The sequence below is a fragment of the Streptomyces sp. Wb2n-11 genome, assembly GCF_001049855.1.
Taxonomy (GTDB): domain Bacteria; phylum Actinomycetota; class Actinomycetes; order Streptomycetales; family Streptomycetaceae; genus Streptomyces; species Streptomyces altiplanensis.
The window spans coordinates 4,995,526-5,009,099 of the sequence record NZ_CVPB01000001.1 but is presented as its reverse complement, the minus strand read 5'-3'; the positions used below and the strand labels follow the sequence as shown (position 1 = coordinate 5,009,099).

The 13,574-nt window shown below is 72.8% G+C and carries 14 protein-coding genes; 8 read left to right on the top strand and 6 right to left on the bottom strand.

Going from position 1 to position 13,574, the window contains the following annotated elements; translation table 11 throughout:
* Positions 1-164: 164 nt before the first annotated feature.
* The 3 genes from panB (at position 165) to BN1555_RS22785 (ending at position 3,041) form a co-directional block, all read left to right on the top strand.
* Positions 165-1,028, top strand: coding sequence for a 3-methyl-2-oxobutanoate hydroxymethyltransferase (gene panB / locus BN1555_RS22795; protein WP_093801111.1), 864 nt, complete (start codon positions 165-167; stop codon positions 1,026-1,028).
* A gap of 121 nt (positions 1,029-1,149) precedes the next feature.
* On the top strand, positions 1,150-2,205 hold the full coding sequence (locus BN1555_RS22790; protein ID WP_093801110.1) for an ATP-binding cassette domain-containing protein: 1,056 nt from the start codon (positions 1,150-1,152) through the stop codon (positions 2,203-2,205).
* A complete protein-coding gene (locus BN1555_RS22785; protein WP_093801109.1) occupies positions 2,202-3,041 on the top strand; it encodes an ABC transporter permease in 840 nt (279 codons plus the stop codon). The genes BN1555_RS22790 and BN1555_RS22785 overlap by 4 nt, the downstream gene beginning before the upstream one ends.
* Positions 3,042-3,064: 23 nt before the next feature.
* Here BN1555_RS22785 and BN1555_RS22780 read toward each other — a convergent pair whose 3' ends face one another.
* Positions 3,065-6,376, bottom strand: coding sequence for an ATP-binding protein (locus BN1555_RS22780; protein ID WP_093801108.1), 3,312 nt, complete (start codon positions 6,374-6,376; stop codon positions 3,065-3,067).
* Positions 6,377-6,380: 4 nt separating this feature from the next.
* Entirely contained in the window at positions 6,381-6,908 is a 528-nt protein-coding gene (locus tag BN1555_RS22775) for a DUF6578 domain-containing protein (RefSeq protein WP_141662879.1), read from the bottom strand.
* A gap of 88 nt (positions 6,909-6,996) precedes the next feature.
* On the opposite strand from BN1555_RS22775, the gene BN1555_RS22770 reads away from it, so the two are divergent.
* Positions 6,997-7,794: a site-2 protease family protein gene (locus BN1555_RS22770; protein ID WP_093801106.1), complete on the top strand. Its 798-nt coding sequence runs from the start codon at positions 6,997-6,999 to the stop codon at positions 7,792-7,794.
* On the opposite strand, the gene BN1555_RS22765 is transcribed toward BN1555_RS22770, so the two are convergent.
* Positions 7,784-7,969: a hypothetical protein gene (locus tag BN1555_RS22765; protein ID WP_093801105.1), complete on the bottom strand. Its 186-nt coding sequence runs from the start codon at positions 7,967-7,969 to the stop codon at positions 7,784-7,786. The two genes, BN1555_RS22770 and BN1555_RS22765, sit on opposite strands and share 11 nt — an antisense overlap.
* A 64-nt stretch (positions 7,970-8,033) precedes the next feature.
* Positions 8,034-8,738, bottom strand: a complete 705-nt coding sequence (npdG, locus tag BN1555_RS22760) for an NADPH-dependent F420 reductase (RefSeq protein WP_093801104.1) — start codon at positions 8,736-8,738, stop codon at positions 8,034-8,036.
* A gap of 92 nt (positions 8,739-8,830) precedes the next feature.
* Between npdG and BN1555_RS22755 the strand changes: the two genes are divergently transcribed.
* Both BN1555_RS22755 and BN1555_RS22750 read left to right on the top strand, forming a co-directional pair.
* Positions 8,831-9,433, top strand: coding sequence for a hypothetical protein (locus BN1555_RS22755; protein ID WP_093801103.1), 603 nt, complete (start codon positions 8,831-8,833; stop codon positions 9,431-9,433).
* 127 nt (positions 9,434-9,560) lie between these two features.
* On the top strand, positions 9,561-10,850 hold the full coding sequence (locus BN1555_RS22750; protein WP_093801102.1) for an MFS transporter: 1,290 nt from the start codon (positions 9,561-9,563) through the stop codon (positions 10,848-10,850).
* Positions 10,851-10,881: 31 nt separating this feature from the next.
* On the opposite strand, the gene BN1555_RS22745 is transcribed toward BN1555_RS22750, so the two are convergent.
* A complete protein-coding gene (locus BN1555_RS22745) occupies positions 10,882-11,118 on the bottom strand; it encodes a hypothetical protein (protein WP_093801101.1) in 237 nt (78 codons plus the stop codon).
* 58 nt (positions 11,119-11,176) lie between these two features.
* Here BN1555_RS22745 and map point away from each other — a divergent pair, with 58 nt between their 5' ends.
* Both map and BN1555_RS22735 read left to right on the top strand, forming a co-directional pair.
* A complete protein-coding gene (gene map, locus BN1555_RS22740) occupies positions 11,177-12,034 on the top strand; it encodes a type I methionyl aminopeptidase (RefSeq protein ID WP_093801100.1) in 858 nt (285 codons plus the stop codon).
* 149 nt (positions 12,035-12,183) lie between these two features.
* On the top strand, positions 12,184-12,864 hold the full coding sequence (locus BN1555_RS22735) for a biliverdin-producing heme oxygenase (RefSeq protein ID WP_093801099.1): 681 nt from the start codon (positions 12,184-12,186) through the stop codon (positions 12,862-12,864).
* On the opposite strand, the gene BN1555_RS22730 is transcribed toward BN1555_RS22735, so the two are convergent.
* Entirely contained in the window at positions 12,861-13,529 is a 669-nt protein-coding gene (locus tag BN1555_RS22730; protein WP_093801098.1) for a PhzF family phenazine biosynthesis protein, read from the bottom strand. The two genes, BN1555_RS22735 and BN1555_RS22730, sit on opposite strands and share 4 nt — an antisense overlap.
* Positions 13,530-13,574: the final 45 nt, after the last annotated feature.

Genomic DNA, 13,574 nt, shown 5'->3' with positions numbered 1-13,574 from the left:
CCCGGGCGCGTCGGGCGAATGCTGTGACGAAACGCGCACAAACCAGCCAGTGGGCGCGTGCGACGGCGCGCCCCCACTTCCCGGGGAGCCGGTGGGGATGCCACCATGGACGTGGTCCGGGGACGCCGTCAGGGCGCCTCGAGATTTCGAAGGAGCCGTAGGCCATGACGCTTCAGGCTGCCCAGAAGACTTCCGCCGACAGCGGCAAGGCGCTGTACGGCGGCAAGGGCACTCGCCGCATCACCGTCCACGACATCGCCGCCGCCAAGGAGCGCGGCGAGAAGTGGCCCATGCTCACCGCGTACGACGCGATGACCGCCTCCGTCTTCGACGAGGCCGGCATCCCGGTCCTGCTCGTCGGGGACTCCATGGGCAACTGCCACCTCGGTTACGAGACCACCGTGCCCGTCACGATGGACGAGATGACTCTGCTCTCCGCCGCTGTCGTACGGGGCACCAGGCGCGCCCTCGTCGTCGGCGACCTGCCCTTCGGCTCGTACCAGGAAGGGCCGGTGCAGGCCCTGCGCAACGCGACCCGGCTGATCAAGGACGCCGGCGTGGGCGCGGTGAAGCTGGAGGGCGGCGAGCGCTCGCACGCCCAGACCGAGTTGCTGGTGAAGGCCGGCATTCCGGTCATGTCGCACCTGGGGCTGACGCCGCAGTCCGTCAACACCATGGGCTACCGGGTCCAGGGCCGCAGCGACGAGGCCGCGCACCAGCTGCTGCGGGACGCGAAGGCGGCGCAGGACGCGGGTGCGTTCGCGGTCGTGCTGGAGCTCGTACCGGCCGAGCTGGCCGCCGAGGTGACGCGCTCGCTGCACATTCCGACCGTGGGCATCGGCGCGGGGCCCGACACGGACGCGCAGGTCCTCGTCTGGACCGACATGGCGGGCCTGACGGGCGGCAAGGTGCCGCGCTTCACCAAGCAGTACGCGAACCTGCGGGAGACCCTCGGGGACGCGGCCAAGGCGTTCGCCGGCGATGTCGTCGGCGGGGCGTTCCCGCAGGAGGAGCACACCTTCCACTAGCCACTGCCCGCACCAGGACAGCCCGCCGACTTCCCCCATCGGCGGGCTGTCGGCGTCTGCCGTCCCGCCGTCGGCCTGCCGTCGGCGTTCTGTCGGCGCGTTGTCAGTGGCGGCTGCTCTCATGGTCGGCATGACGCGATTCGACACGAACCCCACGGGCGGCGCGGCCAACGCCGTCCAGGTAAGGGGACTGGTCAAGCACTACGGCGAGACCAAGGCGCTGGACGGCGTGGACCTGGACGTACGGGAAGGCACCGTGCTCGGTGTCCTCGGGCCCAACGGCGCCGGCAAGACCACTCTCGTACGATGCCTGTCCACGCTGGTCCGGCCGGATGCCGGCACGGCCGTCGTGGCCGGGTACGACGTGGTGAAGCAGCCCCGGCAGCTTCGCCGCACGATAGGCCTGACCGGGCAGTACGCCTCGGTCGACGAGAAGCTCGCCGGCTGGGAGAACCTCTACATGATCGGGCGGCTGCTCGACCTGTCCCGCAAGGACGCGCGGCGGCGCGCGGACGAGCTGCTGGAGCGGTTCTCGCTCACCGAGGCCGCGAAGAAGCCGGTGATGCAGTACTCCGGCGGCATGCGGCGGCGCCTGGACCTGGCGGCGTCGATGATCGGGCAGCCCGCCGTGCTCTACCTGGACGAGCCGACGACCGGACTCGACCCCCGTACGCGCAACGAGGTGTGGGACGAGGTCAAGCGGATGGTGGGCGAGGGGGTCACCGTCCTGCTCACCACCCAGTACATGGAGGAGGCCGAGCAGCTCGCGAGCGAGCTGACGGTCATCGATCGCGGCCGCGTCATCGCGGGCGGCAAGGTCGACGAGCTGAAGGCGAAGGTCGGCGGCCGCACGCTGGAGGTCCGGCCGACCGATCCCGAGCAACTGACCGCCATGGCACGGGCGTTGAGCGAGGCGGGGCTCGACGGCATCGCGGGCTCGCAGGTCGACGCCGACGAGGGCCTGCTGTACGTACCGATCCTCAGCGACGAGCAGTTGACCGCGGTGGTCGGCCTGCTGGGCGCGCGCGGTTTCGGCATCGCGCACATCGGCACCCATCTGCCCAGCCTGGACGAGGTGTTCCTGGCCATCACGGGCGAGAAGACGAGCGAAGCGGCGGCCGAGACCGCCACGCTCGAGTCCCCCGCGAACAACAAGCACGAGGAGGTCGCGGCATGAGCGCGGCGACAGTGACCCCGCCGGCGCCGGCGTCCGTGAAGGCGACGCACGACGGCGAGGGACGGATCGGCCTGCGGGCCAATCTCCGGCACATCGGCGCGCTCGCCCGCCGCAACGCCCTGCAGATCAAGCAGGACCCGCAGTCGATGTTCGACGTGCTGCTGATGCCGATCGTCTTCACCCTGCTCTTCGTCTTCGTCTTCGGCGGTGCGGTCGCGGGCAACGGCAAGCAGGACGAGTACGTCAGCTATCTGGTCCCCGGCCTGATGGCGATGATGGGCCTGAACGTCTCCATGGCGGTCGGCACCGGCATCAACGAGGACTTCCAGAAGGGGGTCATGGACCGGTTCCGCACGATGCCGATCGCCCGGTCCTCCGTCCTCATAGCGAAGATCGTCGTCGAGGTCGGCCGGATGATGGTCGCCTTCGCGATCCTGCTGACCGTGGGCTTCATGCTGGGCATGTCGGTCGAGACGTCGCCGCTGCACGTGCTGGGCGCGATCGGGCTCTCGCTCATGTTCGGCGCCTCGCTCATGTGGATCTTCATTCTGATCGGACTGTCCGTGAAGACGGCGCAGGCCGTGCAGGGGATGGCGATGCTCGTCCTGATGCCGCTGCAGTTCGGGTCCTCGATCTTCACCCCGCCGTCGACCATGCCGGGCTGGCTCCGGGCCTTCACCGACTACAACCCGCTGTCGAGCCTGGCCGACGCGGCGCGCGGGCTGTTCATCGGCGGGCCGGTCGCCCGCGACGTGTGGATGGTGGTGGCCTGGGCCGTGGTCATCACGCTGGTGACGGCGCCGCTCGCGATCTCGAAGTTCCGCAAGAAGACCTGAGGTCATGAGGTCCTGAGACCGCGTCAGAGGCCGACGAGGGCGGCCGCCTCGTCCAGCGTGAGGCAGCCGCCCTCGGCGTACGCCGCCTCGTACGCGGTGTCGCCCAGCACGGCGCGGGTCGCCGCCTCGGCGTCCTCCCTGGTGTCGCGGTCCTGGACCGTCACGAAGTGGCCCGCCGGCAGGAGGCTTTCGTGTGCGCCGAGCAGCCGGGCGGCGTCGCGTGCCTGTCCCGGCCCGGCGAGCCCGGCCAGGGCGCGGGCCACCGTCACCAGGTGGATCGCCGGCATCTGCGGGGCGACCATCCGGGACAGCGGCTCGCACGAGCGCTCCAGCGCCTGGCGGGCACGGTCGAGCGCCTCGTCGTACCGGCCGTCCAGGTTGTCCATCCAGGCGAGGAGGCCGAGCACGAAGCCGGCGAAGATCGCGAGGTTGGACCGGTTGAAGGACCGGCGCATCAGCTCCAGTTGCTCGCGTGCCTCGTCGGTGCGGCCCGTTCGGCCGCACCACATCGCGAGGTACATGCGGGCGGCGGGCTCCGACTCGTGCCCGTGCTGCTCGACCTCGGCGAGGATCCGGCGCAGCATCGCCTCGGCCTCCTCGCCGTCCCCCGTCTCCATCAGTACGCCCGCGAGCCGGGCCCGCAGCAGCGACACCTGCGACTGCGCGCCGAGCCGGACCGCGTGGCCGATCGCGGCGCGGAAGTCCTCGGCGGCGAGACCGAACCGGCCCCTGCGCTCGCGCGCCTCGCCGCGCGCGGCGAGGGCCTCGGCCGCGCCCCACGCGTCGCCGAGCCGGGTGAAGATCTCCAGGCTCTCCTCCGCGTCGCGGCTCGCGTCGCCCACCCAGTCGCTCCGGTTGGCGAGGATGTTGGCCCGCATCTGGAGGGCGGAGGCGAGCTCCCAGGTGTAGCCGTACTCCCGGCAGGCGTCGACGTTCCGGTTGACGATCTCCTGCAGCTGCCCGGGGCTGCCGGTCAGCATGACCGCGTAGAACGAGAGGCTCCCCGGCATGCGGCAGGTCTGCGGCAGGCCGGGCCGGTAGACCTCGGCGACACGGCGCAGCCATGCCATGGCCTCGTCGCCCGTCCAGTCGTCGAGCTCGTGGTTCATGCTCGCCAGGTGGATCAGCCAGGCTCCGCGCCTGGCCTCCAGAAGCTGCTCGGACGCCATGGGCGGCGGCGCGTCCGTGCACCGTTCGTACAGGGCGGGAACGGGGGCGACCGGCGGGGCGAAGGGGTCGGGGCCGAGCCGGGTTGCGGCCTGGGACCAGTGGCGGGCCTCGCCGCGCAGGCCGCGGATCGTCCAGTACCAGGCGAGCGAGTGGACGAGGCAGAGCACTTCGTGCTCGTCGTGGGCGGCGACGGCGCGGCGCAGGGCGGTGCGCAGGTTCTCGTACTCGACCTGGAGGAGGCTGATGCGGGCGAGCTGCTCGTGACCGCGCAGCAGGGGTTCGGTGTGGCGGGCGAGCTCGCGGAAGTGGACGAGGTGGCGGCGCTCGGCGGTGGGGCGGTCGCCCGATTCGTCGAGGCGTTCGGCGGCGTACTCGGCGACGGTTTCGAGGAGGCGGTAGCGCATGCCGCCGCCGTCGTCCGAAGGGGCCGCCACCACCAGCGACTTGTCGACCAGTGAGCCGAGCACATCGAGCGCGTCCGGACCGCACACCGCTTCGGCGGCGGCCAGGTCGCAGCCGCCCGCGAAGACGGACAGGGCGCGCAGCGCGGCCCTCTCCCGCTCGTCCAGCAGGTCCCACGACCAGTCGACGACCGCACGCAGGGTCTGCTGCCTCGGCAGCACGGTGCGGCTGCCTCCGGTCAGGAGCCGGAACCGGTCGTCGAGGCGGTCCGCGATCTGGCGCGGGGTGAGCATCCGCAGCCGGGCGGCGGCCAGTTCGATGGCGAGGGGCAGCCCGTCGAGGCGCCGGCAGATCTCGGCGGCGGCCGGGTCGTCGTCGACGCGAAAGCCCGGCCTCGCGGCCGCGCCGCGTTCGGCGAGGAGGCGCAGCGCCATGGGGTCGGGCAGCGGCTCCACGGGCCGGACGGTCTCGCCGGGCACGCCGAGCGGTTCACGGCTGGTGGCGAGTACGGTCACGCCGGGGCAGCGGGCCAGCAGTTCCTCGGCGAGGCGGGCCGCGGCGTCGACGACGTGCTCGCAGTTGTCGAGCAGGATCAGCATCCGGCGGCGGGCGCAGTGCTCGACGAGGCGTACGAGCGGATCGTCGCCGTGCCGGTCCGCGGCGCGCAGTTCCTCGGCACCGGCGCCGCGCAGGACGGTCTCGCGCGCGCCCAGCGCGATGAGCACCGCCTCGGGAACGGTCTCGGGGTCGTCGACGGGCGCGAGCTCCACGAGCCACACACCGTCCCGCCAGGCACCGTCGGCGGCCTGGGCGGCCTCGGCCACCTCCTGCGACAGCCGCGTCTTGCCGGCGCCGCCGGGGCCGAGCAGGGTGACGAGACGGGCGCGCGCGAGGTCGCCGATGAGGGCCTCGATGTCGGCCTCGCGCCCCACGAAGGAGGTCAGCCGGGCCCGCAGGTTGCCGTGCGCGACGCGGTGGTCGGCCGGAGGCCGGTCCTCCGGCGACCGGCCCGCCAAAGGCCGGCCGGGGCGGCCGGACGGGTCCGGCGGCGTGAGCAGTTCGGTGTGCAGGGCGCGGAGCTGGGGGGACGGGTCCGCGCCCAGGCGCGACGCCAGGTCGCGGCGGAGTTCCTCGTACGCCGCGAGCGCCTGCGCGGTGCGGCCCGTGTCGCGCAGGGCGCGCAGGCGCAGGGAGTGGAGCGGTTCGTCGATGGGGTGGTCGTCGCAGAGCGCCGTGAGCTCCGGCAGGGCCTCCTCGGCCCGTCCCAGGCCGGCCAGGGCGGCCAGACGGCCCCGGCGGGCCGCGAGGCGGCGGGCCTCCCAGCGGGCCGCCTCCGCCGTACGGTCGGGAAGGTCGGCCAGGGCCGGTCCGTGCCACAGCCCCAGCGCCTCGTCGAGCAGCGCCGCCGCCTTGCCGGGGTCACCGGCGTCCAGGGTCTTCGCACCCTCCCCCGCGAGGCGCTCGAAGCGGTACAGGTCCACGTCCTCCGGATCGGCGCACAGCCGGTAGCCGCCGTCGGCGGAGGCGATCGCCGCATGGCCCAGGGCCCGGCGGGCGCGGGCGACCAGGGCCTGGAGCGCGCCGGTCGCGTCGGCGGGCGGGTCGCCGTTCCACACCTCGTCGGCGAGGGCGCCGGCCGTGACCGTACGCCCGGGCCGCAGCGCCAGTGCCGTCACCAGCGCGCGCAGCCGCGCTCCGCCGACGGGGACGGTCGTGCCGTCGTCGCGGAGTGCCTGCGTGGGGCCGAGGATGCGGTAGCGCACGGCCCTATTGTCCAAGGCGTGCGGCCGCCGGGCCGCCGGGTGTTCCCAGTCCGACCAGGACCCCGGCCCCCCGGCACCGGCGAGCGCGCCCCGCCCGGTCCGGTTCCGCCGTCTCGCCGAACCGCTCGGAGCAGGTGCCGACCGCCCGCAGCAGGCGTTCGCCGGGCACCGGCTCGTACGTACGCCCCCCGGCGCGCGTCGCGGCGTACCCCTCGGCGACCACCTGGAGGGAGCGGACCGTGCCGACGGTCTCCGGCACGTCGTCCGGGCCCGGTCCGTGCGTCGCGACCGCGAGGAGGCCGACCGGGCGGGCGGGGGGTTCTCCGGCGCGGAGCGCGATGACGCCGGGACCGCCCGCCAGTCCACCGCCCACCGGCTCCAGCGCGCTGTAGCTGTCCTGCCACGTCTCGGGCGCCGCCCCTTCGTCCGGCCCACGCAGCGTCAGCCGCCACCGCACATCGTCGCCCACCGGGAACGGTTCGCCGCAGCATTCCGTCTGCCGGCCGTCGTACATGATTCTCCAGAGCGCCATGGATCCAGCTTCGCCGGAACTACCGTTGCCGCGCGAGACGTTTTCCCAGTCCCCCGTACGCCCGTCCTCCACCCCGGGAGCCCCGCGCATGACCACCGCCCTCACCCGTCGCGACCGGCGGATCAGTCCCGTCTTCCTCGGGATCGCCGCCGTCATGGCGGTCTCCGGCTGGGCGGTGTGGACGGAATTCTCGGCCAGCACCGGCTTCGCCGTCTTCCTCTTCGTCACGTCCGCGTGGATCGTCTCGCTCTGTCTGCACGAGTACGCGCACGCCCGCACCGCCCTGCACAGCGGCGACATCTCCATCGGCGCGAAGGGGTATCTGACCCTCAATCCACTGAAGTACACCCATGCGCTGCTGAGCATCGTGCTGCCGGTGCTCTTCGTGATCATGGGCGGTATCGGCCTGCCCGGCGGCGCCGTCTTCATCGAGCGGAACCGCATCCGGGGCCGCTGGAAGCACAGCCTGATCTCGGCGGCGGGGCCGCTGACGAACGTGCTGTTCGCGGTCGTGTGCACCGCGCCGTTCTGGCTGGACGCGCTGGACGGCGTCCCCGACGTGTTCCGTTACGCACTCGGGTTCCTCGCCCTGCTCCAGGTCACGGCGGCGATCCTGAACTTCCTGCCGGTGCCGGGCCTCGACGGTTACGGCGTGATAGAGCCCTGGCTCTCGTACGGGATCCGCCGCCAGGTCGAGCCGCTCGCGCCCTTCGGGCTGCTGCTGGTCTTCGGCGTGCTGTGGATCCCGGGGGTCAACCAGCTCTTCTTCGACGCGGTGGACGCGGTCCTGCGCGGGCTGGGCGTCCCCGCCCTGGACCCCGCCCTGGGCCAGCGGTTCTACCGCTTCTGGCAGGGCGAACCGCAGCTGCCCCTGACTATCGGGTGACCGGGGTCCCCCGTTCGGCCTTCGCCCTGCGCAGGTAGTACCAGGCCATGTTGGAGGTGACTCCCGCCAGCAGGATCCAGATGATCCCGAGCCAGGTGCCCTGGACGAAGGACACCACCGCCGCGGCCACGGCGAGGGCGCAGACGACGAGGGCGTACAGAGCGAGGCGGGGCATGGGAGCGGCTCCTGTCCGGGTGCGGAATGGTTCCCGTCCAGTGTCCACCATGCCCCGATCGTGCTTATACGTCGGTCACGCGCAGGCCCGCGTGCGCCTTGTAGCGGCGGTTCGCCGAGATCAGGTTGGCGACCAGCGACTCCACCTGGTGGGCGTTGCGCAGCCGGCCCGCGAAGACGCCGCGCATGCCCGGGATGCGGGCCGCCAGGGCCTGCACCAGGTCGGTGTCGGCGCGCGTCTCGCCCAGCACCATCACGTCGGTGTCGATCTCCTCGACCGCCGCGTCCCGGAGGAGGACGGCCGACAGGTGGTGGAAGGCGGCGGTCACCCGCGAGTCCGGCAGCAGGGCGGCGGCCTGCTCGGCGGCGCTGCCCTCCTCCGGCTTCAGGGCGTACGCGCCCTTCTTGTCGAAACCGAGCGGGTTGACGCAGTCGACGACGAGCTTGCCGCGCAGCTCCTCGCGCAGCGCTTCGAGCGTCTCGGCGTGGCCGTCCCACGGCACGGCGACGATCACGATGTCGCTGCGGCGCGCGCACTCCGCGTTGTCCGCGCCCTCGACGCCGAGGCCCAGCTCGCCGGCGGTGCTCCGCGCGCGCTCGGCGGCGCGCGAGCCGATGATCACCTTCTGGCCGGCCCTGGCCAGCCGGTACGCGAGACCGCGCCCCTGATCGCCGGTCCCGCCGAGCACCCCCACGACCAGGCCGGACACGTCCGGGAGGTCCCAGGGATCTTTGGCGACGGGCTTCTTCGCGTTGTCGGTGGAAGTCATGAGCCGACCCTACTCGGAGGTAGCACGCTCGTCCGGGTGAGGCGACGGCATTCGCCCGCGACCGGCGCGGACGTACGGCATGATGCCGCGGCATGGATGCCGTACGTGTCGCCCTGCTGCGCGAAGTCCTCGACGGCACCGAGTGGTTGCCGGCCACGCGGCGGTTCGCCGGGACCCTGCGGTCGTCCGTCGTACCGCACGGCGGCGGGCTGCTGCTGGTGGGGACCGAGGCGTACGAGCCGTGGCACCTGGCCGCACACCTCGTCGACGAGGCGGCCTGGTCCGGGCTCGCGGAACTGACCCCCACGCTCGTACGCCACCGGGTGCGGCCCGGAGAGCCCGCGCACCTGTCGGTGGGGCTGGGCAGGATCGAGGCGGCCGGCCGGGGCGAGACCCTGCTCGTCGTGGCGCCGGAGCGGCCGGGGGCGGGGCTGCTGGAGCGGGTGCACGACGCGCGGCGGGCCGGGGCGACCGTGCTCTCGCTGGACGGCGGGGACCGGGAGATCCAGGGGCTGGCGCACGAGGCGCTGTCCGTACCGGCGGACGGGGACGTGGACCTGGACACGGTGCAGCACCTGGTGAGCGCGGCGGCCGGGGAGAACAGCCTGCCCGCGCCGCGGGGGAAGCGGCGGCTGCGGGACCGGCTGTCCCGGCTGGCCGACCAGCTGACGGCCCCGCCGCCGGGGCGGTGGTAGGGGTCCGTCAGCCGGCCGGGACGGTGTCAGGGAGCGCGGGCGGTGCCGGCGCCGACGCGGCCGAAGTCGCCCGGCAGGACGTAAACCGGTTGTCCTGGGGGTGCGTGGTCGCGGACCATGGCCGGTCGTGACCTCGAAGCTCGCGGCGGTACTGCCGGATCTCGCCCCCTGGCGCTCGTCGCGCGACTTCCGCCTGCTGTTCGTCCAGGGGCTCATCACCTACTTCGGCAGTTTCATGGCGATGGTCGCGATGCCGCTGCAGATCAAGGAGCTCACCGACTCGCCGCTCGCCGTCGGCGCGATGGGCGCCGTCGAACTGGTGCCGCTGGTCGTGTTCGGGCTGTACGGCGGGGCGCTGGCCGACGCCGCCGACCGGCGCAAGGTCATCCTGCTGAGCGAGGCCGGGCTGGGCGTGCTGGCGGTCCTGCTGCTGGTGAACTCGCTGCTGGACGAGCCTTCGCTGTGGCCGCTGTACGGGGTGGCGGCCGGGGTTTCCGCGCTCGCCGGGCTGCAGCGTCCGGCGCTCGACTCCCTCATGGCGCGGATCGTGCCGCACGACCAGCTCACCGCCGCCGCCGCGCTCAACTCACTGCGCTGGCAGACCGGTGCGATCGCCGGCCCCGCCCTGGCGGGCGTGGTCGTCGCGTACGCCGGGCATGCCACGGCGTACGCCGTCACCGTCGCCGCGTTCGCGGTGTCCGTCGCGCTGTGCACCCGGCTCGGGGCGGCGCCGGCCCCTCGCGACGCGTCCAGGCCCTCCCTGCGCGGCATCGCGGAGGGCGCGCGCTACGCGTGGAGCCGCCCGGTACTGCTCGGGACGTACGCCGTCGACATGGCCGCGATGTTCTTCGCGTTCCCCAACGCGGTCTTCCCGTTCCTCGCGGACGACCTCGACGCCGAGTGGGCGCTCGGCCTGATGTTCGCCGCGGGGTCCGTCGGATCGGTCGTCGTCAGCCTGACCAGCGGCTGGACCTCGCGCATCAGGCGGCACGGGCAGCTGGTCGTGTACGGCGCGGCCGGCTGGGGGCTCGCGATCACCGCCGCCGGGTGGTTCTCGAACGTGTGGGCGGTGCTGGTGTGCCTGGCCGTCGCGGGCGGGGGCGACATGCTCAGCGGGCTCGGGCGGTCGACCATCTGGAACCAGACCGTCCCGGAGGAGCTGCGCGGCCGGCTCGCGGGCATCGAAGTGCTCTCGTACAGCGTCGGCCCGCAGCTCGGCCAGGTGCGGGCCGGCGCCATGGCGGGCTGGTCCGGGACCCGGCCCGCCGTCTGGAGCGGCGGCCTCGCCTGCCTGGCCTCCGTCGGCCTGCTGGCCGCGGCGCTGCCGAAGCTCATGACGTACGACGCGGACACGGACGCGGACGCACAGCGCCGCCGGGCCCAGAAGGACGCGGCGACGGCTGAAGCGGCGGGATGAGCGGGCGCCCGGCGAAGCGGGCGCCCGGTGGTCAGGCGCCGTCCGCCCCCGGCCGCTCGTCGTTCCTGTCGTGCCACTTCGGGTCCGTCTCCCACTGGAGATTGCGCTCGGCCGCGGTCTCCATCGCGCGCTGCGCCTCCTGGCGCGTCGGATAGGGGCCGAAGCGGTCCTTGGCCGGGCACTCGGGGCCCTCTTCCACCTTCTTGTGCTCCAGGCAGTAGAACCATTCGCCCGGCTTTCCGGCTGTGCGCTTCTTGAACAGGGCCATCGTCGGCTCCTTCCTCTGCCGCCATGCTGCCCGATGGCGGCTGGATACACTCGCTTGCATGTCTGGCCAGTCGCTGCTCGTACCAGGGGAGCTCTCTCCCGCCCGCTCCGTCCCCGGCAACATCCGGCGCCCCGAGTACGTCGGGAAGCCGGCGCCCACGCCGTACACCGGCCCGGAGATCCAGGATTCCGACACCGTCGAGCGGATGCGCATCGCGGGCCGCATCGCCGCGCAGGCGATGGAGGAAGCCGCCAAGCACATCGCGCCGGGGGTGACCACGGACGAACTGGACCGGGTCGCTCACGACTTCATGATCGATCATGGTGCGTACCCGTCTACCCTCGGATACCGCGGCTACCCGAAGTCGCTGTGCAGCTCCGTCAACGAGGTCATCTGCCACGGCATCCCGGACTCCACGGTGCTGCGGGACGGCGACATCGTGAACCTCGACGTCACGGCGTACATCAACGGCGTGCACGGCGACAACAACGCGACGTACCTGTGCGGCGACGTCGACGAGGAGTCGCGGCTGCTCGTGGAGCGCACCCGGGAGTCGCTGACGCGCGCGATCAAGGCCGTCAAGCCGGGGCGCCAGATCAACGTCATCGGGCGGGTGATCGAGTCGTACGCCAAGCGCTTCGGCTACGGCGTGGTGCGGGACTTCACGGGGCACGGCATCAACTCGTCGTTCCACTCCGGACTGATCATTCCGCACTACGACAGCCCGCACGCGACGACGGTGATGCAGCCCGGCATGACCTTCACCATCGAGCCGATGCTCACGCTCGGCACGCACGAGTACGACATGTGGGACGACGGCTGGACGGTCGTGACCAAGGACCGGAAGCGGACGGCGCAGTTCGAGCACACCCTGGTGGTGACGGAGACCGGCGCGGACATTCTCACGCTGCCGTGAACGGATCCGCGCGGTAGCGTTTTTACCGACAGGTCGTCGGGAACCCATTGACTTAGGCATACCTAAGTAGGAAGATCGGCGGTGGCGGCTGCGCGTGCTGCCACCGCACGCTCCTCCTTTCCCGTCCCCTCGGCCCCCGGAGGCCCGCCTTGGACGCAACCGTCACAGCCGCCACCACCGCCGGAACACCGTTCTCCACGCTCATCCGTGTCGCCTCGCACGAGCAGCACACCGAGGCGGAGACCTCGACCTTCATGAGCGACCTGCTCGGCGGGAAGCTCCCCGTGGACGCGTACGCGCGCTACACCGAGCAGCTGTGGTTCGTGTACCGGGCGCTGGAGGACGCGGCCGGGTCACTGGCGGACGACCCGGTCGCGGGCCCGTTCATCCAGCCCGAGCTGATGCGCACGGCCGAGCTGGAGCGCGACCTGGCGCACCTGCGCGGCGCGCACTGGCGTGAAGGGGCCGGGCCGCTGCCCGCGACCGCGGCGTACGCCGAGCGGGTCGCCGAGTGCGCGCGCGACTGGCCGGCCGGGTACGTGGCGCACCACTACACCCGCTACCTCGGCGACCTGTCGGGCGGCCAGATCATCCGCGACAAGGCGGAGAAGACGTGGGGCTTCGCGCGCAAGGGTGACGGGGTGCGCTTCTACGTCTTCGAGGACATCCCCAACCCGGCGGCCTTCAAGCGGGGTTACCGCGAGCTGCTGGACCGGGTGAACGCGGACGACCTGGAGAAGCGGCGCATCGTCGACGAGTGCAAGCGCGCCTTCGACTTCAACGGCGCGGTCTTCCGCGAACTGGGCAGGGAGTTCCCGCTCACCGCTTAGTGCGACCGGTGCGCCGCGTGCGGGGCGAAGCGGACCCGGCCGCCGATCTCGATCATGCCGTCGGGCGCCGGCGCCGTCAGGATCTGGGAGCCGCGGCCCTGCGTGATGTTCAGGGCGCGGCCCAGTCCGGCGGTGAGCAGGAGGGCCGCCGCGCCGGTCGCCTCGTCCTCCGCGATGCCGTCGTCGCGGCGCGGGAACGCCCGGGCGCGGACCCGGCCCGCCGCCTCGTCCTCCCAGGCCCAGGCGTACAGCCAGCCCTCCCCCGGAGGAGGCGCGGGCAGCGCGTCGACCTCGGCGGCCGTCGCGTACCTCTGGAGGCGGCGCGGCGGGGCCCACTCGGGGCGCACCGTGATCCAGGTGAACTCGCCGTCGTGGCGCGCCCACACCTCCCCGGCGGGCGGGTTGACCACTTCCAGGTCGAGCAGCCAGGCGACGCCCACCAGGGGGTGTCCGGCGAAGGGCAGGCGCAGGCCCGGCGTGTGGATGTCGACGACGCCGCGCTCCGGGTCGTCGACGAACACGGTCTCACTGAAGCCGAGTTCGGCGGCGAGCGCCTGCCGGGACGCCTCGTCGGGACACGTACGCCCGTCGCGCACGACGCCGAGGGCGTTGCCGTGGTGTCCGCCGGGGCCGCAGAAGACGTGGAGTACGTCGAGTTCGTTCATCCCGGCATTGAAGCACCGGCCCGCCGTGGTCCGGCTGTCCGCCAG